Origin of the sequence: Mesorhizobium sp. M1217 (genome assembly GCF_040318275.1) — a bacterium.
GTDB lineage: Bacteria > Pseudomonadota > Alphaproteobacteria > Rhizobiales > Rhizobiaceae > Mesorhizobium.
Genome location: NZ_JAMYMA010000012.1, coordinates 100458 through 124640, shown reverse-complemented (window position 1 = coordinate 124640; position 24183 = coordinate 100458). Strand labels below are relative to the sequence as shown.

General features: G+C 63.7%; 26 protein-coding genes. 17 read left to right on the top strand and 9 right to left on the bottom strand.

Annotation, left to right across the window (positions count from 1 at the left end; translation table 11 throughout):
- Positions 1-23: 23 nt before the first annotated feature.
- Positions 24-455 (bottom strand): winged helix-turn-helix transcriptional regulator, encoded by a 432-nt coding sequence (locus NKH37_RS20980; protein ID WP_023721056.1) that lies wholly within the window; start codon positions 453-455, stop codon positions 24-26.
- Between the two features lie 147 nt (positions 456-602).
- Between NKH37_RS20980 and NKH37_RS20975 the strand changes: the two genes are divergently transcribed.
- Entirely contained in the window at positions 603-1418 is an 816-nt protein-coding gene (locus NKH37_RS20975) for an antibiotic biosynthesis monooxygenase (RefSeq protein ID WP_352495604.1), read from the top strand.
- Between the two features lie 154 nt (positions 1419-1572).
- Positions 1573-2310 (top strand): SDR family NAD(P)-dependent oxidoreductase, encoded by a 738-nt coding sequence (locus NKH37_RS20970; RefSeq protein WP_352495603.1) that lies wholly within the window; start codon positions 1573-1575, stop codon positions 2308-2310.
- Between the two features lie 221 nt (positions 2311-2531).
- Here NKH37_RS20970 and NKH37_RS20965 read toward each other — a convergent pair whose 3' ends face one another.
- The 3 genes from NKH37_RS20965 to NKH37_RS20955 form a co-directional block, all read right to left on the bottom strand.
- Positions 2532-3140, bottom strand: a complete 609-nt coding sequence (locus tag NKH37_RS20965) for a hypothetical protein (RefSeq protein WP_353006093.1) — start codon at positions 3138-3140, stop codon at positions 2532-2534.
- A gap of 215 nt (positions 3141-3355) precedes the next feature.
- Positions 3356-4636, bottom strand: coding sequence for a GNAT family N-acetyltransferase (locus NKH37_RS20960; protein WP_352641392.1), 1281 nt, complete (start codon positions 4634-4636; stop codon positions 3356-3358).
- Complete coding sequence (locus NKH37_RS20955) at positions 4636-6036, bottom strand: lipopolysaccharide biosynthesis protein (protein WP_352641410.1); 1401 nt, start codon at positions 6034-6036, stop codon at positions 4636-4638. The genes NKH37_RS20960 and NKH37_RS20955 overlap by 1 nt, the downstream gene beginning before the upstream one ends.
- Before the next feature lie 270 nt (positions 6037-6306).
- On the opposite strand from NKH37_RS20955, the gene NKH37_RS20950 reads away from it, so the two are divergent.
- Together NKH37_RS20950 and NKH37_RS20945 are read left to right on the top strand one after the other, a co-directional pair.
- Positions 6307-6492: a hypothetical protein gene (locus NKH37_RS20950; protein ID WP_031194557.1), complete on the top strand. Its 186-nt coding sequence runs from the start codon at positions 6307-6309 to the stop codon at positions 6490-6492.
- 440 nt (positions 6493-6932) lie between these two features.
- Positions 6933-7883: a 2-hydroxyacid dehydrogenase gene (locus NKH37_RS20945; RefSeq protein ID WP_156948167.1), complete on the top strand. Its 951-nt coding sequence runs from the start codon at positions 6933-6935 to the stop codon at positions 7881-7883.
- Between the two features lie 287 nt (positions 7884-8170).
- Here the strand turns inward: NKH37_RS20945 and secA are convergent, their stop codons facing one another.
- Positions 8171-10903, bottom strand: a complete 2733-nt coding sequence (secA, locus tag NKH37_RS20940; protein WP_353006092.1) for a preprotein translocase subunit SecA — start codon at positions 10901-10903, stop codon at positions 8171-8173.
- A 253-nt stretch (positions 10904-11156) separates the two neighbouring features.
- Here secA and NKH37_RS20935 point away from each other — a divergent pair, with 253 nt between their 5' ends.
- Positions 11157-12074, top strand: coding sequence for a peptidylprolyl isomerase (locus tag NKH37_RS20935; RefSeq protein WP_023721047.1), 918 nt, complete (start codon positions 11157-11159; stop codon positions 12072-12074).
- A 43-nt stretch (positions 12075-12117) separates the two neighbouring features.
- Here NKH37_RS20935 and NKH37_RS20930 read toward each other — a convergent pair whose 3' ends face one another.
- Positions 12118-12774 (bottom strand): TetR/AcrR family transcriptional regulator, encoded by a 657-nt coding sequence (locus NKH37_RS20930; protein WP_352483567.1) that lies wholly within the window; start codon positions 12772-12774, stop codon positions 12118-12120.
- 111 nt (positions 12775-12885) lie between these two features.
- Between NKH37_RS20930 and NKH37_RS20925 the strand changes: the two genes are divergently transcribed.
- Entirely contained in the window at positions 12886-13122 is a 237-nt protein-coding gene (locus NKH37_RS20925; RefSeq protein ID WP_352483537.1) for a putative antibiotic biosynthesis monooxygenase, read from the top strand.
- A 3-nt stretch (positions 13123-13125) separates the two neighbouring features.
- Here the strand turns inward: NKH37_RS20925 and NKH37_RS20920 are convergent, their stop codons facing one another.
- On the bottom strand, positions 13126-14352 hold the full coding sequence (locus NKH37_RS20920) for a caspase family protein (RefSeq protein ID WP_352895388.1): 1227 nt from the start codon (positions 14350-14352) through the stop codon (positions 13126-13128).
- A 181-nt stretch (positions 14353-14533) separates the two neighbouring features.
- On the opposite strand from NKH37_RS20920, the gene argJ reads away from it, so the two are divergent.
- The 5 genes from argJ (at position 14534) to NKH37_RS20895 (ending at position 17792) form a co-directional block, all read left to right on the top strand.
- Positions 14534-15775 (top strand): bifunctional glutamate N-acetyltransferase/amino-acid acetyltransferase ArgJ, encoded by a 1242-nt coding sequence (argJ, locus tag NKH37_RS20915; protein WP_352847627.1) that lies wholly within the window; start codon positions 14534-14536, stop codon positions 15773-15775.
- Entirely contained in the window at positions 15775-16554 is a 780-nt protein-coding gene (locus NKH37_RS20910; protein WP_352641400.1) for a GNAT family N-acetyltransferase, read from the top strand. Before argJ ends, NKH37_RS20910 begins: the two co-directional genes overlap by 1 nt.
- Positions 16551-16973, top strand: a complete 423-nt coding sequence (locus tag NKH37_RS20905) for a (deoxy)nucleoside triphosphate pyrophosphohydrolase (RefSeq protein WP_352895386.1) — start codon at positions 16551-16553, stop codon at positions 16971-16973. Before NKH37_RS20910 ends, NKH37_RS20905 begins: the two co-directional genes overlap by 4 nt.
- Before the next feature lie 127 nt (positions 16974-17100).
- Positions 17101-17406, top strand: coding sequence for a hypothetical protein (locus NKH37_RS20900; RefSeq protein ID WP_023721040.1), 306 nt, complete (start codon positions 17101-17103; stop codon positions 17404-17406).
- A 206-nt stretch (positions 17407-17612) separates the two neighbouring features.
- Positions 17613-17792, top strand: a complete 180-nt coding sequence (locus tag NKH37_RS20895; RefSeq protein WP_023721039.1) for a Flp family type IVb pilin — start codon at positions 17613-17615, stop codon at positions 17790-17792.
- Positions 17793-17844: 52 nt separating this feature from the next.
- Here NKH37_RS20895 and NKH37_RS20890 read toward each other — a convergent pair whose 3' ends face one another.
- A complete protein-coding gene (locus tag NKH37_RS20890) occupies positions 17845-18717 on the bottom strand; it encodes a methyltransferase domain-containing protein (protein WP_023721038.1) in 873 nt (290 codons plus the stop codon).
- Positions 18718-18771: 54 nt separating this feature from the next.
- On the opposite strand from NKH37_RS20890, the gene NKH37_RS20885 reads away from it, so the two are divergent.
- From NKH37_RS20885 to NKH37_RS20870, 4 genes are read left to right on the top strand one after another with little or no spacing between them, the layout of a single operon-like run.
- Positions 18772-19572: a ComF family protein gene (locus NKH37_RS20885; RefSeq protein WP_352847635.1), complete on the top strand. Its 801-nt coding sequence runs from the start codon at positions 18772-18774 to the stop codon at positions 19570-19572.
- Between the two features lie 37 nt (positions 19573-19609).
- The gene (gene grxC, locus NKH37_RS20880) at positions 19610-19879 is read left to right on the top strand and encodes a glutaredoxin 3 (RefSeq protein WP_023721036.1); all 270 of its coding nucleotides are present in this window, start codon (positions 19610-19612) and stop codon (positions 19877-19879) included.
- A 10-nt stretch (positions 19880-19889) separates the two neighbouring features.
- Entirely contained in the window at positions 19890-20756 is an 867-nt protein-coding gene (locus NKH37_RS20875) for a carbon-nitrogen hydrolase family protein (protein WP_353006090.1), read from the top strand.
- Positions 20753-21178 (top strand): DUF1178 family protein, encoded by a 426-nt coding sequence (locus NKH37_RS20870; protein WP_352483544.1) that lies wholly within the window; start codon positions 20753-20755, stop codon positions 21176-21178. Before NKH37_RS20875 ends, NKH37_RS20870 begins: the two co-directional genes overlap by 4 nt.
- Before the next feature lie 142 nt (positions 21179-21320).
- Here NKH37_RS20870 and NKH37_RS20865 read toward each other — a convergent pair whose 3' ends face one another.
- Entirely contained in the window at positions 21321-22121 is an 801-nt protein-coding gene (locus tag NKH37_RS20865; protein ID WP_353006089.1) for an SDR family NAD(P)-dependent oxidoreductase, read from the bottom strand.
- A 175-nt stretch (positions 22122-22296) separates the two neighbouring features.
- Between NKH37_RS20865 and NKH37_RS20860 the strand changes: the two genes are divergently transcribed.
- Both NKH37_RS20860 and NKH37_RS20855 read left to right on the top strand, forming a co-directional pair.
- Entirely contained in the window at positions 22297-23517 is a 1221-nt protein-coding gene (locus NKH37_RS20860) for a helix-turn-helix domain-containing protein (protein WP_353038429.1), read from the top strand.
- Positions 23518-23526: 9 nt separating this feature from the next.
- Positions 23527-24180 (top strand): Vgb family protein, encoded by a 654-nt coding sequence (locus NKH37_RS20855; protein ID WP_023722289.1) that lies wholly within the window; start codon positions 23527-23529, stop codon positions 24178-24180.
- Positions 24181-24183 lie beyond the last annotated feature (3 nt).

Sequence of the window (24183 nt, the reverse complement as noted above, 5' to 3'; positions counted from 1 at the left end):
GCGGGCCGGACCCGCCGCCGTGCCTAGCGGAGGGCCGCCACGACGTCGGCGAAATCGGCCCGCTTGCCATTGTCGGCGCGGCGCAATTGCACCTCGACGGGCCTGCCGTCGGATTGGTCGCAGTAGAAGATGGGTCCGGGCCGCACCCATTTGTCGCCCCACTCGGTCAGCGCGATGATGACCGTTTTGAATTCCAGCCCCTTTCGGGTCAGGACGTATTCGGCCTGCTCGCCGGCGGCACCCGGACGACGGTCCATCAGGCCGGCCTCGACGAAATCCTCGAGGCGCTTGGCCAGGATGTTGGTGGCAATCCCCAGGCTCTTCTGGAATTGCGAAAAGCGCGTGTAGCCGCCGAACATCGCGTCGCGCAGGATCAACAGGCTCCAGCGCTCGCCGACCAGCTCCAGGGCGCGTGAGGCCGAGCAGTTCTGTTTTTCATAAAGACGACCAAGCATGGCGTGAACATACCCTGTTGACTTGCATCATGCAAGTATGCATTGTGCTTGCATGATGCAAGCGATGGAGCTCGAGAGAGCGTCGCTCACTTCATCGCCCGAGACTTGGGTGCCCATCAACCGTCGGATCCAGACAGGAGATATGTCATGAAAAAGGATGAAGATTACACGACGTCATTTGTCGTTGAGCAAAGCCCGGAAGAGGTTTTTGCGGCGGTTGTCAATCCGCGCGCCTGGTGGTCCGAAGACATCGACGGCGATACCAACAAGCTCGGTGCGATATTCTACTATCACTTCAAGGATATCCACCGCGGTACCTTCAAGGTTACGGAGCTTGTGCCCGGCAAGAAGGTCGTCTGGCACGTCGTCCAGAACTACTTCAACTTCGTCAAGGATGCGACCGAGTGGACCGGCACGGACGTGGTCTTCGAGATCGCGCCGACCGACAAGGGTACCGAGCTGCGCTTCACCCATGTCGGGCTGAAGCCGAGTGAAGAATGCTACGACGTCTGCCATGACTCCTGGCGCTTCTATGTCGCGAGTCTTCGCGACCTGATTTCGACGGGCAAGGGGCAGCCCAACAAGGGCGAAGAGAACGCCAATCCAACGGTCGTGCCGCAAAACGAGAACATCGGCCTCGAGCGCAAGACAGCGAGCGATGGCGCCGAGATGATCGTCATGACGACGGCAGCGGCGAAGCCCGGCATCGAGAGCAAGGTGCGGAATGCCCTGCGGGACGTAGCAGGGGCGGCCCGCAGGCAAAGCGGATGCATCGACTACAGCGTCTTTCGCTCGGAGGCGGAGCCCCATGTTACGATCTGCGTCGAGCGCTGGATATCGAAGCAGGAGCGCGACGCTTTTCTACGCTCGGCGGACGCGAAGAATTTCGTCTCGGCCATAACCGGCGCCTTCCTGGAGCGCCCATCGCCGATCTCCTACACGACATTGGAAGTCGGGTCCTGATTGCAAGGGTTCGCCCGGCGACGGTGCCGGTGCCGGCTGCCCTGGAGCAACGCAAAGGGGGACGGCATCCAAGCATGGAACAGAAACCTATAACCTACTTGCATGATGCAAGAACGAATGGCTTGCATTCATGCAAGTAGGAGGAGAGATCGCCGTGCCAAAATCGATGGAAGTCACAGACAAGGCCGTTCTGGTAACCGGGGCCAACCGCGGCCTCGGCAAGGCGCTGGTCGAGGAAATATTGAGGCGGGGTGCCAAGCGCGTCTATGCTGGCGCGCGCAAACCGCTCGCCCACGCGGATCAGCGTATCACGCCGCTGATCCTGGACGTGACCGATACGGCGCAGATTGGGGCGGCTGTCGAGCGGATCGGGTCCCTCGATATCCTCATCAACAATGCTGGCATCGGGCTCTACGACGACCTCGGCGATCGTGCTGCGCTCGAGCGACACCTCGCCGTCAACCTGCTCGGCGTGCACGGCGTAACCCACGCATTGCTGCCGCTGCTCACGCGTTCGCGCGGCGCCGTGGTCAACATCCTGTCGGAAGCGGCCCTCGTTCCCTTCCCGATTATTCCGTCCTACTCGCTGTCGAAGGCCGCCGCGTTCTCCATGACGCAATCGCTACGTGCTCTCGCCGGCGCTCGTGGCGTGAGCGTTCATGCGGTCCTGTCTGGTCCCATAGACACCGACATGAGCAGAGACGCCGACATACCGAAGAGCTCCGCGGAGAGCGTCGCGAAAGGTATCCTGGACGGCATGGCGCGAGGGGAGGAGGAAATTTTCCCCGATCCAAAATCGGCGTCCATGGCCGAGAGCTGGCGCGGCAGCGCGTTCAAGGCGCTCGAACGCCAGATGGCGGCTTTCGTCCAAGCCATGCCCGCAAAGTCATAGGCGACCGCGCTGCGAGCCCAACGGCCCCGCAGCGAATGCGCTATGGCGAAATTGCCCTAGGCTGCCGATGCGTCGCCGGTTCGATCCGGGCTGAGGGCACCATTTTCTTCCGGGAAACCTCGAGAGGTTACTTGGGCGTTATCCCAGGAGCGTCCTCTGGGATAACGTCTGAGATCCGGCAGCCCTTCCTGGCAAGCTGCGGATCGCAGCCCGAGCCGCTATCACATCGGCCCCGGCACCATCTTGGTCGGCTGCTCCGGCATCGGAAACGCATAATTGTCGCATTTCACGTCCGGGTTCGTCGGGCTGAACATTCCGAGTGGGTTCTCCTTGAACAGCCAGGCGTGAAGGTCGTAGTGGTGGAACTCCTTCGGGATGAGCGGATAATGCCCCTCCATAGGCCCCATGAATGTCTGGCCGAAGAGCTTCGGCGGCTCCTTGGTGTCCGGCGTCAAGGGCACGAGCCATTCCACACCGACCAGGCGCAATTCGCCGCCGACCGGCTCATAGATCAGCACATTGGGGCGCGTCGGATCCGCGGTCGGGCCGACAGTCGTGACGTTGACGAAATGGATGCCCATCGCGCCCTTCGGGTAGTCCATCGCTCCCTCTACCTTTTCGCCGCTGTAGAAGACGCATCCAACCGTCGACAGATAAAGCTCGCGAATGGCAACCTTGTAGTCTTCATACCTGGACAGCGATTTACGCAGGGCATCGATCTCGGCCTTGTCGGGTTCGGCGGCCCGAGGAGCGGCGGCGTTCAGACACGCGCCGACGAGACCTGCCAATGTGAGGATACCGAGACACCTGAGGTGAGTTGTTTTCGTCATGCATTCCTCCCAGATTTTTCTTCTGGCCGTGCAGGACCGAGGCGGCAGTGATGCTGGACGCGCGGCCGTAATTGATCGCCTCATCCCTGTTGGGACTGCGTCGATGCTAATCCTTTCCGCTGATCGGGAGAATTAACCCTGACGACCTAGGCCCGAGCAGGTCGATGGTGCGGAGACGGTCGGCTGGGCCGGGTCCCCCCTTTGGACCCGATGCGCTACCGTCGCCGCAGCAGGCTTCTCATCCGGTTGCGCAGCAGGCGCGCCATGTTGCGGGTCTCGCGGTAGAGGTGAAGCTGCGAGGCCGCCTGGCGGGCGGGGCGGTCGGCGTCCGGCGTCAGCCCGATCACCAGCGTGCCCATCGGCTTGCGTTCGCTCCACAGCCGGCTCATCACGGGGTGGTCGGGCACCGCGCAGGAATCGGTCATCATGATGTTGGGGTCGTCGAGATGCTGCCTGGTCACCTCGATCATCAGCAGCGTGCCCGGCGAATAGGCGGCGAGCGTCTCGTCATAGGCGGTCTTCCAGGTATAGGCGACGCCGGCCTCGACGAAGACGACCAGGCAGGCGATGGTGCGGCCGTCGAGCGTCAGCGAATGGATGCGGCAAAGATCCTGCTCGGCCAGCCGGTGCACCGCCTCGCGGGCGAAGGCGGCGCGGTAGCGGTCGATGGCCATGGCGGTGCGCTCGCGGCCTTTCCAGCCGGCGGCCTCCAATGTCAGGAAATTTTCGATGGCGTGGCGGATCTCGTCGGGCCCGCGCGCCACGACATGCTCCAGCCGGCCGAGGTCGGCGAGGCGGCGCTTCAGGCGGCGAAACTCGCGATAATGGTGGGCGCGCAGCGAAGCCTTCAGATACGCCTCGCCGTCGAGCTCGCTTTCGAGCACCGGGCGGTCGGCCTTGCCGGTGGTGACCAGCGTCAGGCCGCGCGTCTCGGCGACGCTGGCGAGCAGGCTGGCCACCGGGCCATCCAGCCTTATGTCGGGCAGCACGAAGACCTTCGGCAGCTTGAGATGCGGCCTGGACAGCATCGAGAAGAAATCCTCGATGACGCCGATCGGATCGTCGCGGTCGACCAGCGGCGTGCCGATCGGGCCGAACGGGCTCGACCAGGTGCGCATGACGGGAACCCCGAGCGGCACCATCGGCCGCTCGACCGAAAACGGCACCAGCAGGCGCAGCCGGTTGCGATACTGGTCGCCGTCGCGGATGACCGCCAGCCGCACCTCGCGGTCCTCGAGCCTGGGCATGGCCGGAGCCAGGAAGCGCGGATTGAAGAAGACGTTCGGCTCGATCGTGCGGGTGCAGAGATAGTCGAGCTCCTCGACCAGGTCGAAGCCGGCGGAGGCCGGATAGATGGCAAGCTTGCGCTCGGGCCGGTTGTTGGCGAGGATCTCGATATGGGCGGGATCAGCTTCGCGGGCAAGCCCGGCAAGGCCGGACACCATGGCACCGGCCGGGCCGCCGCTGGTTTCCTCGAGCAAGGGGACGGCAGCCATCAGGCGGCTCCTTTGGCGGGCACGAAAATCACCATGACGATGCCGAGCTTGCGCCAGACCGTGAAGGACAGCGCGCCGGCCTCGAAGATCATGGCGAAGGCGGTGGCCATCGCCGCGCCCCACAGGCCGAAGAGCGGGATCAGCACGACGTTGAGGGCGATGTTGAAGGCCAGGGTCATGGCGTAGACGGCGGCGCAGATATTCTGGTTGCCGCTCATGGTGAGCAGGCTTTCGCAAGGGCCGACGGCGGCCCGAGCGACGACGCCGAACACCAAAAGGAACAGCAGCGGATAGCCGGCGGCAAATTCCGGGCCGAACAGGGTCAGCATCGGCTCGCCCAGCGTCAGCACCAGCAGCGCCATCGCCAGCGACGGCCAGAACGTCCACGACACCGTCTCGCGGGCAAAGGCGGCGAGCTTTTGCGGCTCGCCATGAGTGAACTGCGCATAGCGCTGGGCGACACCGGCCTTGACCGCGAAATAGACGAAATGCACCAGCGCCAGCGTCTTGACGGTGGCGAAATAGACGGCGACGTCGTTGGGATCGAGATAGGCGCCGACCATCAGCACGTCGGCATTGGTGAGCAGGAAGAAGAAGCTCTCGACCAGGAAGATCGGCAGCGAGACGATGAACCACTGGCCGAAATGCAGCTTCATCGGCCCGGCCGGGATCCTTCTGTCCATGCGTGAAGTGACGCCGATGAGCTGACCGAGCGTGGTGGCATAGGTGGCGGCGATCGCGGCGAAGATCGCCGTTTTGGCATCCGGCGCGTAGCCGACCAGCAGCATCAGCGCGATGAACGCCAGGATCAGCAGCGGCCGCACCAGAAAGGTCGGCGACAGCGCAAACAGCGCCCAGGAATTGGCGCGCGCCAGCCCTTGCAGAAGGTCGGACATGGCGATCATCGGCAGGCAGATGATGCCGAGGATGAACGGCACGACATAATAGTCTTCGATAAAGGGCGACAGCAGCCAGACGCCGAGCGCGCCGAGCCCGGCGATCGCCGTGGAGGCAACCAGCACGAACAGCCGGCTGGCCTGCACGATGCCGCGCAATTCGGCCAGCATGCCGCGCTCGCGATATTCGGGAATGAAGCGGATGACCGAGGTGTGGAAGCCAAGGCAGGCGAGGTTGCCGACGATGACCATCGTTACCCAGACGAGGACGAAAATGCCGTATTCGAACGAGCCCATCCAGCGCGCCATCAAGACCTGGCTGACGAAGGCGATGACGGCGCTGACGATGCGGACCGAAAAGGCGATCAGCGACATGCGGCCGGCTTCGCCGCGCTCGCCGGCGCTGAACAGCACGGCATCGATCAGGCCAAGCAGCGGCCTTATGCGCAGCGCAAAGCGCTGCGGCAGGAACCGCCCGGCTGTCGTCGCCGCGGAAAAGCGCACCCCGATCACACTCCGTTTTCCGCTTCTTTTCTGGCTATGCGTGTAGCGAAAACACATTAAGAAACGGTTGGGTGGGTGTTCCTTCGCCCCGTTCACGGGGAGAAGGTGCCGGCAGGCGGATGAGGGGCGGCGCGCTGCTTCATATTCATCATTCGCGCAACCCTTCACCCTGCTCTTTAGTGTCTCAGTTTGAAATACGCGGAAACGCCTATCTCGTTTGCCCCATATGCGAAAACGCCTATATGCTTAGCGGAACGCATGGCAGCAACAATGGTCTACACTGTCATTTGGTATGGAAGGCAGGGCATCGTCGACAAGGTGATCTTCGACGACGAGAAGACCGCGAAAGATCATGCAACCTCCATGTTCCAAACCCGAAAGGGTGACGATGGAATCGTGTCCGTTGAAGTTCGTAAGGACAACGGCGCTGTCGTCTTTAGCCATGCGGAGAACTAAGAATGCCAACCGGACCTAAAGGCCAGGAAGGATGTTCTGGCACCACTTACCAGCTCACAAAGAAGCTCATCAAGATCGTTGCCGAGGTTATCAGCCATGGGCGTTATGTCGCCTTCCAGATGCGGAGGTCGCTATCCCGAGGCAACTCTTCACCGACATCCTGCGGCTGATCGCGGAACTCCGGCCATCGCCCCATCCATCACCGGCGTGACCGGCCCGGTTGTCATGCGTTTCAGCAAAACAAGGGGAGAACTATGCCTTGAAGAAAGCGAAATCGACATCCTCGGCCAGCAGCGGGCAGACATCACGGCTTTGGCGGATCACCAACGCCATTTTTGCCGGGGTCTGATCTTGCAACTGGTGCCAGTTTGCGCAAACCTCAGTCTCAACAGAACGGTAATCCGGTGGATGCCTGATTACCTGAATCTGGGAGGGGCGAAGTGTTAGGCGAGCCCATTACCGTTCTGATGGTCAATGAGTATCCTGACTACATTGATGCACAAGTGTGGGCTGCTGAGCTGAAAACCCGTGTGCCGCAGCTGGAGTTCAGGCTTTGGCCAGACGCCGGGAACAAAAGTGACATAGATATTGTGCTGATCGACAAGGGCGCCAGTCCTGGCTTTTTTGATGCCATGACGGGGCTAAGCGCCGTCGTCTATTTGGGAGCCGGTGTCGAGGGTATTGATCTTCAGAGCTTTCCCAAGAGTGTTCCGCTCATCAGGCTCGCAACGCGTGAGCAGGCTTCGGAAGTGGTGCAGTACATCGTCCTTCGCGTTCTCTGCCAGCAACGGCATGTTGCGGATTACATGAGTCTACAAGCCCGCAAGTTGTGGAATCCGATCGCGCCGCGGAAGATCTCCGAGACAAGAATAGTTGTGCTTGGTGCGGGCCGGATCGGTGGCTGGGCCGCAAAGCTGTTTGCGGACTTTGGCTACGACACAGCAGTCTGGTCTCGTCATCAAAAGACGCTTCCTGGCATACACAGTTACTTTGGCCGTGCCCAGCTTGCGGGCGCACTCACAAGTCGGGACTACGTTATCTGTTCACTTCCCCTGACTGGTGAGACTCGTGGGATACTGAACTTGAGTGCCTTTGGAAAAATGAAGCGAGGTGCCTACCTTGTGAATGTCGGCAGGGGCGCGCATGTCAACGAAGCCGACCTGATCCGCGCTCTCGACGAAGGTCAGCTTTCTGGTGCTTGTCTTGACGTGTTTGAGCGTGAACCGCTGGAGGCTTCATCGCCGTTGTGGACTCATCCCAAGGTGACCGTCACACCTCATGTCGCGAGCTTCTGGGTGGATTCTGGAATCGACCAGGCCGCCGATCTCTGCGGTCAAGTCGCCAGAGGAGAGCCTCTGTCCAACAAGATCGACCTCGAACGGGGTTATTGAATCAAAGTAGTGTCTTTACCCACTTTAGCAGGTTCCGATCTTCATGAAGCGCGGACATCAGCGCGTGCGTCACCCGGCTATTAGATTTCAAACTCAAACACCACCGCCGGTCGAGATACAGAAAATTCGAAATGCGTATTTTGGTGTCGGCGGGACACCGCCCCCCTCTGGCCTGCCGGCCATCTCCCCCTCAGGTGGGGAGATTGGCTAGTCGCCAAGCCCTGCGCTGCGCGTCATCCGCCCCTCGGTCACGTTCTCCCCATCACGGGGAGAAGGAAAGCGCAGCCTTACGCAAACGCCCCATGACAATGCTTGTACTTCTTGCCCGACCCACACGGGCAGGCTTCGTTGCGGCCGACCTTGCCCCAGGTTGCCGGGTTCTTCGGGTCGCGGTCTTCGGGGGCGACGATGGCGTTGCTTTCCTGGCGGACCAGCACGGCCGTCTCGCCGCCGTCGAAATCGTCTTCGCCGGTGCTGCCGTCGATATGGCTGCCGAACATGTCGGGGGCCTCGGGCGGCGGCGCGTCCGCCGCCTGGCGGACCAGCTCGACGCGCATCAATTGCGCGGTGACGGCCTGGCGCAGATTGCCCAGCATCGCCTGGAACAGCTCGAACGCCTCGCCCTTGTACTCCTGCAGCGGATCGCGCTGGGCATAGCCGCGGAAGCCGACGACCGAGCGCAGATGGTCGAGATTGACGATGTGCTCGCGCCACAGATGGTCGAGCGTCTGCAGCACCACGGAACGCTCGACATAGGTCATCACGTCGGGGCCGAAGCGCTCGGCGCGCTCCTTGGCGGCGGCTTCGGCAGCCTGGCTGACGCGCTCGCGGATGTCGTCCTCGGCAATGCCTTCTTCTTTGACCCAGTCCTCGACCGGCAGATCGAGATTGAGGAATTCGGCGATCTCGGCCTTGAGCCCGGCGACGTTCCACTGCTCGGCATAGGCGTTTTCGGGAATGTTCTTGGCGACGATCTCCTCGATGACGCCTTCGCGCATCTCGGTGATGGTCTCCGACAGACCTTCGCCGTCCATCAGCTCGATGCGCTGCTCGAATACCACCTTGCGCTGGTCGTTCGAGACGTCGTCATATTTCAACAGGTTCTTGCGGATGTCGAAGTTGCGCGCCTCGACCTTCTTCTGCGCCTTTTCCAGCGCCTTGTTGATCCACGGATGGATGATTGCCTCGTCTTCCTTGAGGCCGAGTTTCTGCAGCATGCCGTCCATGCGCTCGGAGCCGAAGATGCGCATCAGGTCGTCCTGCAGCGACAGGAAGAATTTCGAGCGGCCGGGATCGCCCTGGCGGCCCGAGCGGCCGCGCAACTGGTTGTCGATGCGGCGCGATTCATGGCGTTCGGTGGCGAGCACATAAAGACCGCCGGCGGCGAGTGCCTTTTCCTTCAGCCGGGCGATGTCGTCGCGGATTTCCTTTTCCCTGGCCTCGCGCTCGGGGCCGGCCGGCATGTCGCCAAGCTCCTCGGCAATGCGCATGTCGGCATTGCCGCCGAGCTGGATGTCGGTGCCGCGGCCGGCCATGTTGGTGGCGATGGTGATGGCGCCGGGCTTGCCCGCCTGGGCGACGATCGCCGCTTCGCGCTCGTGGTGGCGGGCGTTCAGCACCTCGAAATCCTTGAAACCTTCCTTGCGCAGGCGTTCGGCCAGTTGCTCGGACTTCTCGATGGAAGTCGTGCCGACCAGCGTCGGCTGGCCCTTGGAGCGGGCTTCCTTGATCTCCTTGACGATCGCCTTGTATTTCTCCTCGACCGTCCGGTAGACCTCGTCGTCCTCGTCAATGCGGATGACCGGCAGGTTGGTCGGGATCTCGGTGACGTCGAGATTGTAGATGTTGGCGAATTCCTCGGCCTCGGTCAGCGCCGTGCCGGTCATGCCGGCGAGCTTCTTGTAGAGGCGGAAATAGTTCTGAAAGGTGACCGAGGCGAGCGTCTGGTTCTCCGGCTGGATCGCCACATGCTCCTTGGCCTCGAGCGCCTGGTGCAGGCCTTCCGAATAGCGGCGGCCGGGCATCATGCGGCCGGTGAACTCGTCGATGATGACGATCTCGCCGTTGCGGACAATATAGTCCTTGTCCCTCTGGAACAGCCGGTGCGCCTTCAGCGCGTTGTTGACGTGATGGACGATGGCGACATTCTCGACGTCGTAGAGCGACTCGCCCTTGAGCAGGCCGGCATCGCGCAGCATGTTCTCCAGCTTCTCGGTGCCTTCTTCGGTGAAGATCGAGGTCTTCTGCTTCTCGTCGATCTCGTAGTCCTGCGGCTGCAGCTGGATGATGAAGGTGTCGATGGTGTTGTACATTTCCGAACGGTCCTCGAGCGGACCGGAAATGATCAGCGGCGTGCGGGCTTCGTCGACCAGGATGGAATCGACTTCGTCGACGATGGCGTAGCTGTGACCGCGCTGCACCATCTGGGCGCGCTCGTATTTCATGTTGTCGCGCAGATAGTCGAAGCCGAGCTCGTTGTTTGTGGCGTAGGTGACGTCGGCGGCGTAGGCGACGCGGCGCTCCTCGTCGGACAGGCCGTGGACGATGACGCCGACCTTGAGGCCGAGGAATTTGTAGACGCGGCCCATCCATTCGGAGTCGCGCGTGGCCAGGTAATCGTTGACGGTGACGACATGGACGCCATTGCCGGCGAGCGCGTTAAGGTAGACCGGCAGCGTCGCCACCAGCGTCTTGCCTTCGCCGGTGCGCATCTCGGCGATGCCGCCATTGTGCAGCACCATGCCGCCGATCAGCTGCACGTCGAACGGCCGCATGCCGAGCACGCGGCGGGCGGCCTCGCGCACGGTAGCGAAGGCCGGCACCAGAAGGTCGTCGAGGCTGGCGCCGTTGGCGATGTCCTGGCGGAATTTGTCGGTGCGGGCCTGAAGCTCGGCGTCGGAAAGCGCCCGCATCTCGTTTTCCATGGCATTGATCGCCTCGACGCGCGGCCGGGTCGATTTGACCCGACGATCGTTGGAGGAGCCGAAAACCTTACGGGCGAGACCGCCGAGACTGACCATCCAATGGCCCTTTCGATAGCATTCCAAGTCATTGCGACGGGCGCCGGCCGGCCCCCATCAAATCCGCGTGAACGCGGACAAACGCAAAAAGCGCCCGGAAAACGGTTCTGGACGCAAAGTCGTTGGACAGATAAGAGGGGGCTCATTCGATGTCAACGCCGCGCTCGCCCTGTCGACCGCGCCAAATTCCGCCACAATCCTGCTGGTCTGGAAGCCATTCCGCTCTAGCTACCCCGCTTTGGAGATAATCGTAATGTCTGTATTGTTCCGCCGCGCGTCGCTCGCCAGCCTTGGTCTGGCATTCGGGCTGTCGGCCCTCTCGCTGTCGCCGTTGATGGCGCAGGAAGCCGCCCCTGCCCAGCCGGCGGCACCCGCCCCGGCGGCCAAGCCGGTCGATCCGAACGCCGTGGTCGCCACCATCAACGGCCAGACGCTGACCGAGGCAGACCTTGGGCTTGCCGAGGGCGAGCTGTCGCAGCAGTTCGCGCAGCTTCCGCCCGAGCAGCGCCGCGCCGCGGCGCTGTCGGCGGCGATCGAAATCCGCGTGATGGCGGCCCAGGCGGTGACCACCGGCCTCGACAAGGATCCCGACTTCCAGCGCCGCATGGCATTCCTGCAGCAGCGCGCGCTGCATGGCGAAATGGTCGAGAAGGGCGTCGTCAACAAAGTTACCGATGCCGAGGTCCGCGCCCGCTACGACCAGGAAATCGCCAACACGCCGCCCACCAACGAGGTGCACGCCCGTCACATCCTCGTGAAGACGAAGGAAGAGGCGGACGCCATCATCAAGCAGCTCGACGGCGGTGCCGATTTCCAGAAGCTTGCCAACGAGCACACCAGCGATCCGAGCGGCAAGACCAGCGGCGGCGATCTCGGCTGGTTCGGGCCTGGCCAGATGGTGCCGGAATTCGACAAGGCGGCGTTTGCGCTGGCGGTCGGCAAATACACCGAGCAGCCGGTACAGTCGCAGTTCGGCTGGCACGTCATCAAGGTCGAGGACAAGCGCACCAAGCAGCCGCCGGCCTTCGACGAGGTCAAGGACCAGGCCCGCCAGGCGGTCATCCGCGACAAGTATTTCGCGCTGGTCAAGTCGCTGCGCGCCAACGCCAAGGTCGACATCCCCGATGCCAACCTGAAGAAGACGGTCGACGCACTGGAAAGCGCGAAATAGGCCAGATTGAGCTACGACAGGGCGCGCTGCCGCCCTGTCGCTTCTATTTGGTAGGGCGAACGATGATGCGTCGACGCCGCCGCCGGACCGCCGTGGCATCGCCGGCATCGCCAGCGACGATGCCTTTCAAGACATAGCCGACCGCCCTGTGCAGCGTCGCTTCGTCCTCGTCGAGGCGGTTCGTCAGAAGATGCGTCCAGGCGTACGAGGCGATCAGGTCGGCGACGACAGTGGCATCGACATCGGCTGCCACCTCTCCCCTTGCCTTGGCGCGTTCGACCATCTGGCCGGTGTGGACACGACGGCCTCTCGCGTATTCGGCAAGGGCGGCGGCCGCTTTTTCGTCCGACTGCGCCTCGGCAATCAGCGATCTGAACACGCTGCCCGACGATGTGTCGCGCCAGTGCGCAAACAAGCTCTTCAGGAAGCCGACGAGGTCCTGCTCAAGGTTCCCGGTGTCGGGATTGTCGACACGCTTTTGCCGCTGGTAGACGTCGAGCAGCAGAGCGGCCTTGCTTGGCCACCAGCGATAGATCGTCGGTTTTCCGGCGCGCGCCCGCCGCGCCACCGCCTCGATGGAGAAGCCGGAATAGCCGGCTTCGACCAGTACCGCTTCGGCGGCATCGAGAATGGCATCGGCGCTTTCGGGGCTGCGCCGTGCGCCGGCTGATTTGCGCCCGGGATCGGTGGTTTCGCCCATCTCGTCTTCCTTGCCGATGATCTCAGCAGCCATCATACACAGCCCCTTGACGAAACGAAACGATCCGTTTCATATGTAACGGAACGTTCCGTAACGATAAGGAGAACAGCAATGACCTCGACTGTCGCCACGCGTTTTTCGCGCTTGCGCTTCGCCCTGCTGGTGCTGCTCGGCGTCTACCCGCTGATCACTGCCATTTTGTACATGGTTTTTCCGCTGACCAAGGAGTGGCAAATCTGGCAGCGTACACTGGTCATCGCGCCGCTGATGGTCTCGATCATGATCTGGGGACTGATTCCGGGCGTGCAGCGGGCGTTTCGCGGGTTCATTAACCCAGCGGTCCGGTGATGTTCATTCCAGCGCCTGCGACGTTTCCGACGCAACGCGCCACTCGCCGTCGGCCAGCACGAGTTCCAGCATGACCCGTGCCTTGCCGGTCAGCCGCTGCGCCGAGTGGTCCTTCGGCACATAATCGTAGGTCATGGCGAAAACCGCATCGGCGCGGTCCTTGCCGTGCGGCGTCACCTCAAGGCTGCCGGGCTCAAGACCGAACGACCACGATGCCCATTGCGCGAACCAGTCGGTCTTGACCTTGACGATGGCCTCGCTGTCGTAGCGCGTGCCGTAGATGGTGGCCGACGCACCGTAAAGCCGCTTGACGGTCTCGCGCATCGCCTTGGCATCAGGCGCCAGATAGTCGTGGCGCAGAAACTGCTCGATGGCGCCCTTGTCGCCGACGGAGCGTTCGAGCGCTGCGACCTCAGACGCGGGCGCCGGGGTGACGGCCGGTTTCGGTTGCTGGGCACTGTCTCCGCCCGGCACGAATTCGAAACGCTCGAGCAGCGATCCCTGCTCCCAGGGACGCTGCGCCTCGCGTGTTGCGGAAACGACATCGCGGCGCACCGCGATCATCATGTCGTTGATGCTTTGTCCGGGTTCCGCCATATGCCGCAAAAGTGCGGCGGCGAAGGGCGAGTTGCGCTCCGTCCCGTCCATTGCGACGGCGCCGGGCGCCGTCGAGAAGGCGATGAACGAGCCGCGTGTCGACTCGAACTGGGCGAGGCCGGCGAGAGCCGTCGCCGAGCGCGTCGTGGCGCTGCGGCTGAGGCTTCGGGCAAACGGGTTGTTGCGGCAGGCATCGAGGAAGACCAGGCTGACCTTGGTCTGCTGCTCCATGATGTCGAGGACCTCGTCGATCGGCACCGCCTCGAGCTGCAGCTTGACCGGCATGTCCAGCCTGGCGTCGACCGGCACGATGAAGTTGCGCCCGTCGACCTGCAGGCCATGGCCGGCATAGTAGAACAGCCCGGCACCGGCGCCTTGCAGCGCATCGGAGAATTCGCCGATCTTGCGTTCGAGCTCGCGCTTCCCGAGATCGTTGCCTTCGATCACTTCGAAACCGATGGCGCGCAGCTTGTCGGCAATGTCGAGCGCATCGTTGACGGGATTGGCCAGCGTGCCGGCTTTGGCGTAGCTGCCGTTGCCGACCACAAGCGCCACGCGCCGCGCCGTCTGCGCATCCGCGCGCAGCAGCAGAAAGCCCAGAAACGCCAGTGCCAAGACCACAAGCCTGCCCATAGGGCAGGATCATAGCGCTATCGGCCGCAGCGATGCCAACAAATTTGCAACAGCCCTGCTTGCGGCATGAGGCAGTGTCAGGCGTCCGGCACCCGTAACGGCTGTGAAAACGGCTTGCGCCGACGCGCGCTATCGGGCAAACCGGCGTTCCTTTCGCGATTTTCCCGCCCCGGGGTCTTCTATGTCCGCACAGGTTTCGCCGCTCGCGCCGAAGAAATATGCCAAGATGCCGGCCATCGAGGGCGTGCGCATCGCCACCGCCGAGGCCGGCATAAAATACAAGAACCGCACCGACCTGCTGGCCATGGTGTTCGACGCCGGAACCACCGTCGCGGGCGTGTTTACCAGGTCGAAATGCCCGTCGGCGCCGGTCGACTTCTGCCGGCAGAACCTCACGGCGGGCAAGGCGCGCGTTCTGGTCGTCAATTCCGGCAATGCCAATGCCTTTACCGGCCAGAAGGGCCGCGCCTCGACGGCACTCACGGGCGAGACGGCGGCTAAGGCGGCCGGCTGCACAGCGGGCGAGGTGTTCCTGGCCTCGACCGGCGTCATCGGCGAACCGCTCGATACTGGTAAGTTCAGCCACCTGCTGGCCGGGCTGATCAAGGACGGCAAGCCGGAATTATGGACCGAAGCCGCCAAGGCAATCATGACCACCGACACCTATCCCAAACTGGCGACCGCGACGGTCAAGCTCGGCAATGCCGACGTCACCATCAACGGCATCGCCAAGGGCGCGGGGATGATCGCGCCCGACATGGCGACGATGCTTTCCTTCATCGCCACCGATGCGCCGATCGCAGCACCGGTGCTGCAGGATCTGTTGTCGCGCGGCACGGCCAAGACCTTCAACGCGGTCACCGTCGACAGCGACACCTCGACCAGCGACACGCTGCTGATGTTCGCCACAGGTGCTGCCGCCAGGCGTGGCGCGCCGGCAATTTCCGACCCCAAGGATGCGCGCCTCGGCGCGTTCCGCCGTGCCCTCGGCAAGGTGCTGAAATCGCTGGCGCTGCAGGTGGTGCGCGACGGCGAGGGCGCCCGCAAGCAGGTCGAGGTCACCGTCACCGGGGCCAAATCGGCCCGCTCGGCCAAGCGCATTGCGCTGTCGATCGCCAATTCGCCGCTGGTCAAGACGGCAGTCGCCGGCGAGGACGCCAATTGGGGCCGTGTCGTCATGGCCGTCGGCAAGGCCGGCGAACCGGCCGACCGCGACCTTCTGTCGATCTGGTTCGGCGACAACCGCCTGGCATTTCAGGGCGAGCGCGACGCCGCCTATTCCGAAGCGGCGACTTCGGCGTATATGAAGCGCGACGAGATCCGCATCCGCGCCGATATCGGCATCGGCCGCGGCAAGGCGACGGTGTGGACCTGCGATCTCACCAAGGAATATGTCGCCATCAATGGCGATTATCGGAGCTGATGACATTGGCCTCCAGACATCCGGCAAGCGTGTTGGCGATCGTGCGCCGCTACGAGGCGGCCGGCTTTCGCGCCTGGCCGGCGGCCGCCGTCCATTATGATGGCACCTGGGTGGTGCGGCTGACGGCTGGCCACCCGGCCAAGCGGCTGAATTCGGTCAATCCGCTCGATCCGGGCGACATTCAGCACATTGCCGAGCGCATCGGCCGCGCCAGCCGTCGCTTCGACGCCTATGGCAGGCCGCTGACCTTTCGCATCTCGCCGCTGTCGGGGCCGGATCTCTCAAAGTACCTCGACAGCGAGGGCTGGAGCACATTCGCGGAGTCGCTGGTCATGCGGCTGCCGCTGGCGGACGCTATGCTCGACGACGCCATGGACCAGATTCCGTTGAAGGACATCAGCCGTTTCATCGGCGCGGCGCTCAAGGTGAGCGGCTCGGATGTGTCGCTGCGGCCCGGCCTGTCGGAGATCATTGGCGCCATCCAGCCGGAGGCCGGGCTGTTTGCGCTGGAGAACGGCAGCGAGCCGCTGGCAACGTTGATCTGCGTGCATGACGGCGACCTTGCCGGGCTGTTCGAGATCGCCACCGACAGATCGGTGCGCAACCAGGGCCATGGCCGCCACCTCATCCGATCGGCGCTGAAATGGGCGCGACTGCGCGGGGCGCGGGAAGCCTGGCTGCAAGTCGAGGCGGACAACGCGCCGGCGCTGGCGCTTTACCGTTCGCTCGGATTCGACGAAGTCTATCGCTATCACTATCGCCGGCCACAAGGCGCATGAGCGGCTCAGACACGCTCGGCAAGCGCCTGCTCCTGGTTGCGGCCTGCGCGCTGGTCGATGCCGACGGGCGCGTGCTTTTGGCGCAGCGGCCCGAAGGCAAGCAACTCGCCGGCCTATGGGAGTTTCCGGGCGGCAAGGTCGAGCCCGGCGAAACGCCGGAACAATGCCTGATCCGCGAACTGTATGAGGAGATCGGCATCGAGACCGATATCCCTTGCCTGGCACCACTCACCTTTGCCAGCCATTCCTACGATGATTTTCACCTGCTGATGCCGCTGTTCGTCTGCCGTCGCTTCCGCGGCATTGCCCAGCCGAAGGAACGGCAGGTGCTGAAATGGGTGCGGCCGCGCCAGATGCGCGATTTTCCAATGCCGCCGGCCGATGCCCCGCTGATCCAGTTCCTCATCGATCTGCTGTAACGGCCGATCTCCCATAAACCGGGCAGCTCCGCGAAGCGATATCAGCAGCGTTAATGAAAGATTTATCTGGCCGTGAAAAATTGACGCAAAGCGGTTACGCCGATTCCACCGCTGGGGAGCGATTTGCATAAGCTTCGACAAGGACTGGGACTTGCCTTGGCCCGATCGCCTTCCTGGCGCCGCCAATGCTGGCATGGGAATATTGCGCATCGCCCTTTTGTTCGGCTCGGCCGCGGTGGCTCTGGCCTTGATCGCGACACCCTACCTCGACAGCCGGACCCGATCGCAGTTTGCCCGCGATGGGCTTGATACAATGAGCACCGGCTCGATCGGCCAGCGCGACAGCTATACGCTGCGCAAGAGCGTGCTGCAGCCGCTGCCCAGTTCGGTTTGCGTCATTCGGGCCGATGGCAGAAGCAGCGGTGACTGCTGACGTCCTCAACAGATATCTGAAGCGCGTCGCGTTCGACCGGCCTCGTGCGACGCGCTTATGTTTCGATGCATGTCGTTATCGCAAAACCGCTGCACACTTTTGCGCGACATGCATTGGAATGCAGCTGTTTCACCGCGCGTTAAGCCTGTCACGTTAACCTTTCTTAACGGGTCGGCGCTAGGTTCCGGCAAGAGGGATGGGCGCCCATGAAAATCTTGCTGCAACGATTTTTAGAAGACGAGAGGGGTGCGACGGCTATCGAATATGGTTTGATCGTGGCCGTGCTGTCGCTTGCCATTGTCACAGGCATCGGCCAGGCTGCCGGTGCGATCGAGTGGCTGTTCAGCGACAACAGCAGCAGGCTTGCCAACGCATTTGCGCAGTGATTCGCTCGGCTGTTGCGCAGGGGCTACGCCTAGCTTTTGCGCAGGGATATGCTCAGGGGCCGCCGGGGTTTTCCAGGATCGTCTTCAGCGATATTTTTGCGGAGCCCGGCTTCAGCGGTTTTTGCTGAGAGGCATCGGGCGCCCAGCCTGACATCCAGACCACCGAGAAACTCGCCCTGACGCGGCCATCGGCGTCCGAAAACCGCTCCGCATAGATTTCGGCGGCGCGCGCGAACAGCGCTCGGGTGCCCGGCCGTCTGCTGCGGTCGACAAGCGCGCTGGTCTCGCCCATTGCGCGCAGGTCGGCGACCAGGCCAAAGAGGGAATCGTAGCGCACCGTAATCGTCTCGACGTCGGCAACCGGCAGCGCCAAGCCGGCGCGCTGCAGCAGCACGCCGGCGTCGCGGACATCGGTGAACGGGATCACACGCGGGCTGGCGCCGCCGTAGAGCTCGGTCTCGGCGGCAAGCAGGCTTTCGCGCAGTTCGGAGAGCGTGCCTATGCCCGCGAAGGCGCCGAGGAAAAGCCCGTCCGGCTTTAGCGCCCGGCGGATCTGCACCAGCATGCCGGGAATGTCGTTCATCGCCTGCAGCGACAGCAGCGAGACAGCGAGATCGAGGCTTTCCGGCTCGAATGGCACGGTTTCCAACGGCGCCACCACTCCTGGCCGGCCGTCGAGGAAAGCGGCGTCGGCCTCGACGCGCACGTTTTCCGCTACCTTGCCGCTTTCTGCGAGCACCTCTGCTGCTGCCGGCGTCTGGCAAAACAATGAGGCCGCCTTGCCGAACTTGCGTTCGACGGCGCCGAGCCGGTCGGCAAGATCCTCGGCCGCCCGCCGCATGAGGAAATCCGCCCCGGCGATAGGGCGGGCCAGTGCCCGACGCTTGTGCGCCAGCCAGAGCGAGGTGTCGATTACAAGCTGCAATGGGCAGGTCCTTGTGCTTCGCTCTCTGATATAGTGATGCGGAGGACCAACCACGTGGCCGATCCCATGCCGGAGATCAAGCGTATTGCGATCAAGAGCATTGCCCGCAAGGCATTGGGCTGGCCGGCGCGCCTGTTGTTCCCGCCGGTCTGCGCCGGCTGCCGCCGCCATGTCTCGCAACCCGGCGTGTTGTGCGGCGCCTGCTGGCCGAAACTCAGGCTGCTGGAACGGCCATGGTGCCCGGTGATGGGCACGCCGTTCACCCACAATATGGGTGAGGGGTTCCTGTCGGCGGAGGCGATAGCCGACCCGCCGCCATTCGAGCGCGCGCGCGCGGCGGTTGCCTATTCCGGCGTGGCCCGCCAGATGGTGCAAGGGCTGAAATACCAGGACCGCACCGATCTGGCGCCGTGGATGGCGCGCTGGATGCTTCGCGCCGGTGCCGAGCTCATCGCCGAGGCCGACGTGGTCGTGCCGGTGCCGCTGCACTGGCGGCGCTTCTTCAGGCGGCAGTTCAACCAGTCGGCGGAACTGGCGCGGGCGGTGGCGCAGCTCGGCGATCGGCCCTTCGCGCCATCAGCCATCAAGCGCGTCAAACTCACGCGCCAGCAGGTCGGGCTGGAGCGGCGGGAACGCGAGGAAAATGTGCGCGCCGCATTCACAGTGCCTGATGAAGCGGAGATCGAAATCGCCGGCCGCCGGGTGCTGTTGATCGACGATGTCTACACCACCGGCGCCACGGTCCGTGCGGTCGCCAGGGCGTTAAAAAAGGGCGGTGCCGGCGCAGTCGACGTACTGACCTTCGCGCGCGTGCTGCCGGGGGACTTTCGGGCCGACGAATCGGCGCCTATATAGCCTATATGACAGCGGAACGAGGCAGGGTTGCTGACCGATGGTCGATGTGACGATCTACACGCGGATGATGTGCGGCTATTGCACTGCGGCCAAGCGGCTGCTCGACAGGAAGGGTGTCGCCTACACCGAGCACGACGCCTCCTTCTCGCCGGAGCTGCGCCAGGAGATGATCTCCCGGGCTCACGGCCGTTCCACCTTTCCGCAGATATTCATCGGCGACACGCATGTCGGCGGCTCCGACGATCTCCACGAATTGGAGGCGGAAGGACGGCTGGACAGATTGCTCGCCAACGGCTCGGCCAGGTAAGGACATGACGATGACTGGTTTCAAGGCGGCGGCGATCCAGATGCGTTCGGGAACCAGCCCGGAGCGCAATGCGGTCGATCTGGAACGGCTGGTGCGCGAGGCGGCAGGCCTGGGCGCGAGCTACATCCAGACCCCGGAAATGACCGGCGCGCTGATCCGCGACAGCCAAGCCCGGGCCCCTTCGTTCACCTCCGAAGACAAAGACATCATCGTCTCGACGTCGCGGAAGCTGGTCAACGAACTCGGCATCTTCCTGCATATCGGCTCGACCGCCATTCTGCGCGCCGACGGCAAGCTCGCCAACCGCGCACTTCTGTTCGGGCCTGACGGCGCCACGATTGCCACCTATGACAAGATCCACATGTTCGACGTCGATCTCGACAATGGCGAGAGCTGGCGCGAATCCGCCGCTTATGAGCCGGGCACGGAGGCTGTCGTCACCGAAATCGATGGCGCGAAGCTGGGCTTTGCCGTCTGCTACGATCTGCGCTTCCCGCAGCTGTTCCGCGCCGAGGCGCTGGCCGGCGCCGATCTGCTTGCGGTGCCCGCCGCCTTCACCCGCCAGACCGGCGAAGCGCATTGGCATGTGCTGCTCAGGGCGCGCGCCATCGAGAACGGCGCCTATGTCGTCGCCGCCGCGCAAGGCGGAGTGCACGAAGACGGTCGCGAAACCTATGGCCATTCGCTGATCGTCGATCCCTGGGGCCGCATCATCGCCGAAGCAGCGCATGACGAGCCGGCGGTGATCGTCGCCGAAATCGACCCGGCGCAGTCGGTCGCAGCGCGCAAGAAGATACCGAACCTCAAGAACGCACGCGATTTTGCCGTCAACGCCGGTCCGGTGGACGCGCTGCCGCTCAGGGGTGCCGCCTCTTGATCCGCTTTTCCCTAACCTGCGAGCACGAGCACGAATTCGAGGCATGGTTCCGCAGCAACGACGATTTCGACACACAGAAGAAGCGCGGTTTCGTCGATTGCCCGGCCTGCGGCTCGCGTAAGGTCGACAAGGCGCTGATGGCGCCCGCGGTCTCGACCGGGCGCAACCAGGAAAAGATCGCGCTCGCCATGGGCGAGGCCCAGAAGCAGGCGCTGGCGCAATTGAAGGCCATGGCCGAGAAGGTGCGCGAGAACGCCGATTATGTCGGCGACAAGTTTGCCGAGGAAGCGCGCAAAATCCATTTCGGCGAGAGCGATCCGCGCGGCATCTATGGCGAGGCGACGCTGGAGGAGGCCAAGAGCCTCGCCGACGACGGCGTCGAGTTCTTGCCTATTCCCAGCTTCCCGGACGACCGCAACTGATCCGTCAACTTGCCCGGGACATAACGAGGCATCTCCGCCAGGCCGCGCCATGACCGTGAAGGTCGGCGCCGTCGCCAGCGACAGCCGACCGCCGGCGTCGAGGGCGGCGGTGCTGCCGCCCCCTGCACAGGCGTCTGCAGTTTCATGCCGAGCAGCAAGGATGGGCTTCTCGGGTAGTCGTGTCGCTGCTTCTTTCGTGCCCACTGCTTGACGGGCGTGCTTCACTTGACGGGCTTGCTTCCGCATAGGCTGCAAACTGGCGTTCAAGCGCCTTGACCGCACTGCTGCGCCAACCCTCCGCCACGGATTCCGACATGGGATCGGGGAAGATTTCCTCCTCGCCGTTCTCCACGCCGTCCAGGATCGCTCGCGCAACAGACTCCGGAGAGGCCTTCGGGATGTCTAGGCCCCGTGTCATGTCCGTGTCCACGGGGCCGGGAAGGACCCTGTGGACGCTGACACCCCGTCCGGCCAAGAGGGTGCGCAACGACTGTGACAGTGAGAACGAGGCCGCCTTCGAGATCGAGTAAGCCGGGCTGAACGGCACGGCAGCAATAGAGGCCAGCGACAGAATGTTGACGATGGCTCCCCGCGACCGGGCCAGCAACGGCAGCAGAGCCTGGGTCACGTCATACGCGCCGAAGAGGTTTACGGCGAGCTGTTGTTCGAGCACGCGACGGTCGCTGAGGTCGTCGAAGGGCGATACGCCGGCATTGTTGATGAGGATATCGAGAGCATCGATTTTCTCGACGGCCTCCCGGATCTGCGCAGCGTTCGTTACATCCATGGTCAGGGACGTCACACGCCGGTCCGGGTGAGCCATGGCTTGGCGGGTTGCGGCATAGACGCGCTTTACGCCTCTGCTCAGGGCTTCCTCGACCAGTGCCCGACCGATGCCCCGATTGGCTCCAGTCACCAGGATAGTTGTACCTTCGATCTTCATTGCGTCTCTCCTAGTGCTTATCGTTGTGTTCGAGCTCAGTGCACAATCGCGCCGCAACTCAGGCGCGCCGCAACTCAGGTTGGCTACAGTCGCCATTCTCGATACGACTGGTTGGTGAGATGGACTTAGCGCCGGATGTCGAAGGCATGGGAGTGACAAGTGTGACGGGATTCCGATGGACTCGCTGATCACGGCCGCGGCGCATGCGCTCGCGGCGGGCGATCCGCTCGGCGCCTTGAAACGGGTTGCGCTGCGCGACGATGCGCCGGCCCTTGCGTTGCGCGGTATCGCGATGGCGCAGCTTGGCGACCTGAATAGGGCGAAGGTTCTTCTCAAGAGGGCGGCGCACGCATTCAGCCCGAGGGAGGCCGTGGCCCGCGCGAGGTGTATCGTCGCCGAGGCCGAGATCGCGCTCGTCTCGCGCGACCTCGCCTGGCCGGCCAAGGCACTCGACACCGCGCGGGCGACGCTTGAAAAGCATGGCGACCGCGTCAACGCCGCGCATGCGCGCAACCTCGAAGTTCGGCGCCTGCTGCTGATTGGTCATCTAGACGAAGCCGAGCGCAGGCTGGACGGCTTCGATCCCTCGCCGCTGCCGCCGGCATCGCGGGCCGCCCACGAGCTGGCTGTCGCCGGCATCGCCATCCGCCGCTTGCGGACCGGTCCTGCGCGCGCCGCACTCGCCCTGGCGGCGCGGGCGGCGCGCGCGGCCGGCATCCCCGCGCTGACCGCAGAGGTGGAGAGCGCATCGCTGGTGCTGGAGACGCCGGCGGCACGCCTTGTCGCCCGTGGCGAGGAACGGCCCCTTCTGCTCGACGAAGTCGAAGCGCTCCTGGCGTCGGGGGCGCTCGTGGTGGATGCATGCCGCAATGTCGTGCGGGTCGCAGACACCGTCGTCTCGCTGGCGACCCGCCCGGTGCTGTTCGCTGTTGCCCGCGCGCTGGCCGAAGCCTGGCCGGGGGACGTGGCAAGATCGACGCTTATTGCGCGCGCTTTCCGGGGAAAGGACGCGGACGAATCACATCGCGCGCGGTTACGGGTCGAAATCGGGCGGCTTCGCGCGGAGCTTCGGAGCTTGGCCGATGTGAGCGCGACGAAGCGGGGCTTTGCCCTGGCGCCGCGCCGCGCCGGCGAGGTCGTCGTGCTGGCGCCGCCCGTCGAGGACGATCATGCCGCGGTGCTCGCCTTCCTCGCCGACGGCGAGTCGTGGTCGAGCTCGGCCTTGGCGATTGCGCTTGGAGCCAGTTCGCGTACCGTGCAGCGGGCGCTCGAGCAACTCGCCCAGTCAGGCAAGGTGCAGTCGTTCGGCCGCGGGCGGGCGCGTCGCTGGATGACCCCGCCGGTGCCGGGTTTCCCGACAATCTTGTTACTCCCCGGCCCGCTGCCGGGCTACTAGGGTGGTATTATGAAACGATCCTCAGCCGAAATCCTCCGTGAATATGGACCCTTTCCGGGTGTCGACCACGTCGACGGCGTTACCTTCGACGGTGAGCATGTCTGGTTTGCGTCAGGTGACAGGTTGAACGCCTTCGATCCGGCGAGCGGCAAAGTGGTGCGCTCGATCGATGTCGCGGCACACGCCGGCACGGCCTTCGACGGCCAGCACCTCTATCAGATCGCCGAGGATCGCATCCACAAGATCGATCCGAAGAATGGCCAGGTGCTGGCGTCGATCCCGGCGCCCGGCAATGGCGGTGATTCCGGGCTCGCCTGGGCCGAAGGAACACTCTGGGTCGGGCAGCACCGGGGCCGAAAGATCCATCAGGTCGATCCCGAGACAGGGGCAATCCTTCGCACCATCGTTTCCAACCGCGTCGTCACCGGGGTCAGCTGGGTCGATGGCGAGCTGTGGCATGGCACCTGGGAGGGTGAGGAGAGCGATGTCCGGCGGATCGATCCTGAAACGGGAAAGGTCCTGGAGAAGCTCGATATGCCGCCAGGAACAGGCGTGTCGGGGCTCGAATCCGATGGCGGTGACCAGTTTTTCTGTGGCGGCGGAAACAGCGGCAAGATCAGAGCTGTCCGCCGGCCCAAACGAGGCTCCGCGGCCAGGATTTGAGTT

Excerpts from the sequence above, each read along its gene's own strand:
- NKH37_RS20910 (WP_352641400.1), top strand. The coding sequence starts at position 15,775 with ATGACATTGGCCTCCAGACATCCGGCAAGCGTGTTGGCGATCGTGCGC.
- NKH37_RS20855 (WP_023722289.1), top strand. The coding sequence starts at position 23,527 with ATGAAACGATCCTCAGCCGAAATCCTCCGTGAATATGGACCCTTTCCG.
- NKH37_RS20950 (WP_031194557.1), top strand. The coding sequence starts at position 6,307 with ATGGTCTACACTGTCATTTGGTATGGAAGGCAGGGCATCGTCGACAAG.
- NKH37_RS20860 (WP_353038429.1), top strand. The coding sequence starts at position 22,297 with ATGGACTCGCTGATCACGGCCGCGGCGCATGCGCTCGCGGCGGGCGAT.
- NKH37_RS20980 (WP_023721056.1), bottom strand. The coding sequence starts at position 455 with ATGCTTGGTCGTCTTTATGAAAAACAGAACTGCTCGGCCTCACGCGCC.
- NKH37_RS20875 (WP_353006090.1), top strand. The coding sequence starts at position 19,890 with ATGACTGGTTTCAAGGCGGCGGCGATCCAGATGCGTTCGGGAACCAGC.
- NKH37_RS20965 (WP_353006093.1), bottom strand. The coding sequence starts at position 3,140 with ATGACGAAAACAACTCACCTCAGGTGTCTCGGTATCCTCACATTGGCA.
- NKH37_RS20975 (WP_352495604.1), top strand. The coding sequence starts at position 603 with ATGAAAAAGGATGAAGATTACACGACGTCATTTGTCGTTGAGCAAAGC.
- secA (WP_353006092.1), bottom strand. The coding sequence starts at position 10,903 with ATGGTCAGTCTCGGCGGTCTCGCCCGTAAGGTTTTCGGCTCCTCCAAC.
- NKH37_RS20920 (WP_352895388.1), bottom strand. The coding sequence starts at position 14,352 with ATGGGCAGGCTTGTGGTCTTGGCACTGGCGTTTCTGGGCTTTCTGCTG.
- NKH37_RS20935 (WP_023721047.1), top strand. The coding sequence starts at position 11,157 with ATGTCTGTATTGTTCCGCCGCGCGTCGCTCGCCAGCCTTGGTCTGGCA.
- NKH37_RS20960 (WP_352641392.1), bottom strand. The coding sequence starts at position 4,636 with ATGGCTGCCGTCCCCTTGCTCGAGGAAACCAGCGGCGGCCCGGCCGGT.
- argJ (WP_352847627.1), top strand. The coding sequence starts at position 14,534 with ATGTCCGCACAGGTTTCGCCGCTCGCGCCGAAGAAATATGCCAAGATG.
- grxC (WP_023721036.1), top strand. The coding sequence starts at position 19,610 with ATGGTCGATGTGACGATCTACACGCGGATGATGTGCGGCTATTGCACT.
- NKH37_RS20930 (WP_352483567.1), bottom strand. The coding sequence starts at position 12,774 with ATGGGCGAAACCACCGATCCCGGGCGCAAATCAGCCGGCGCACGGCGC.
- NKH37_RS20895 (WP_023721039.1), top strand. The coding sequence starts at position 17,613 with ATGAAAATCTTGCTGCAACGATTTTTAGAAGACGAGAGGGGTGCGACG.
- NKH37_RS20865 (WP_353006089.1), bottom strand. The coding sequence starts at position 22,121 with ATGAAGATCGAAGGTACAACTATCCTGGTGACTGGAGCCAATCGGGGC.
- NKH37_RS20905 (WP_352895386.1), top strand. The coding sequence starts at position 16,551 with ATGAGCGGCTCAGACACGCTCGGCAAGCGCCTGCTCCTGGTTGCGGCC.
- NKH37_RS20925 (WP_352483537.1), top strand. The coding sequence starts at position 12,886 with ATGACCTCGACTGTCGCCACGCGTTTTTCGCGCTTGCGCTTCGCCCTG.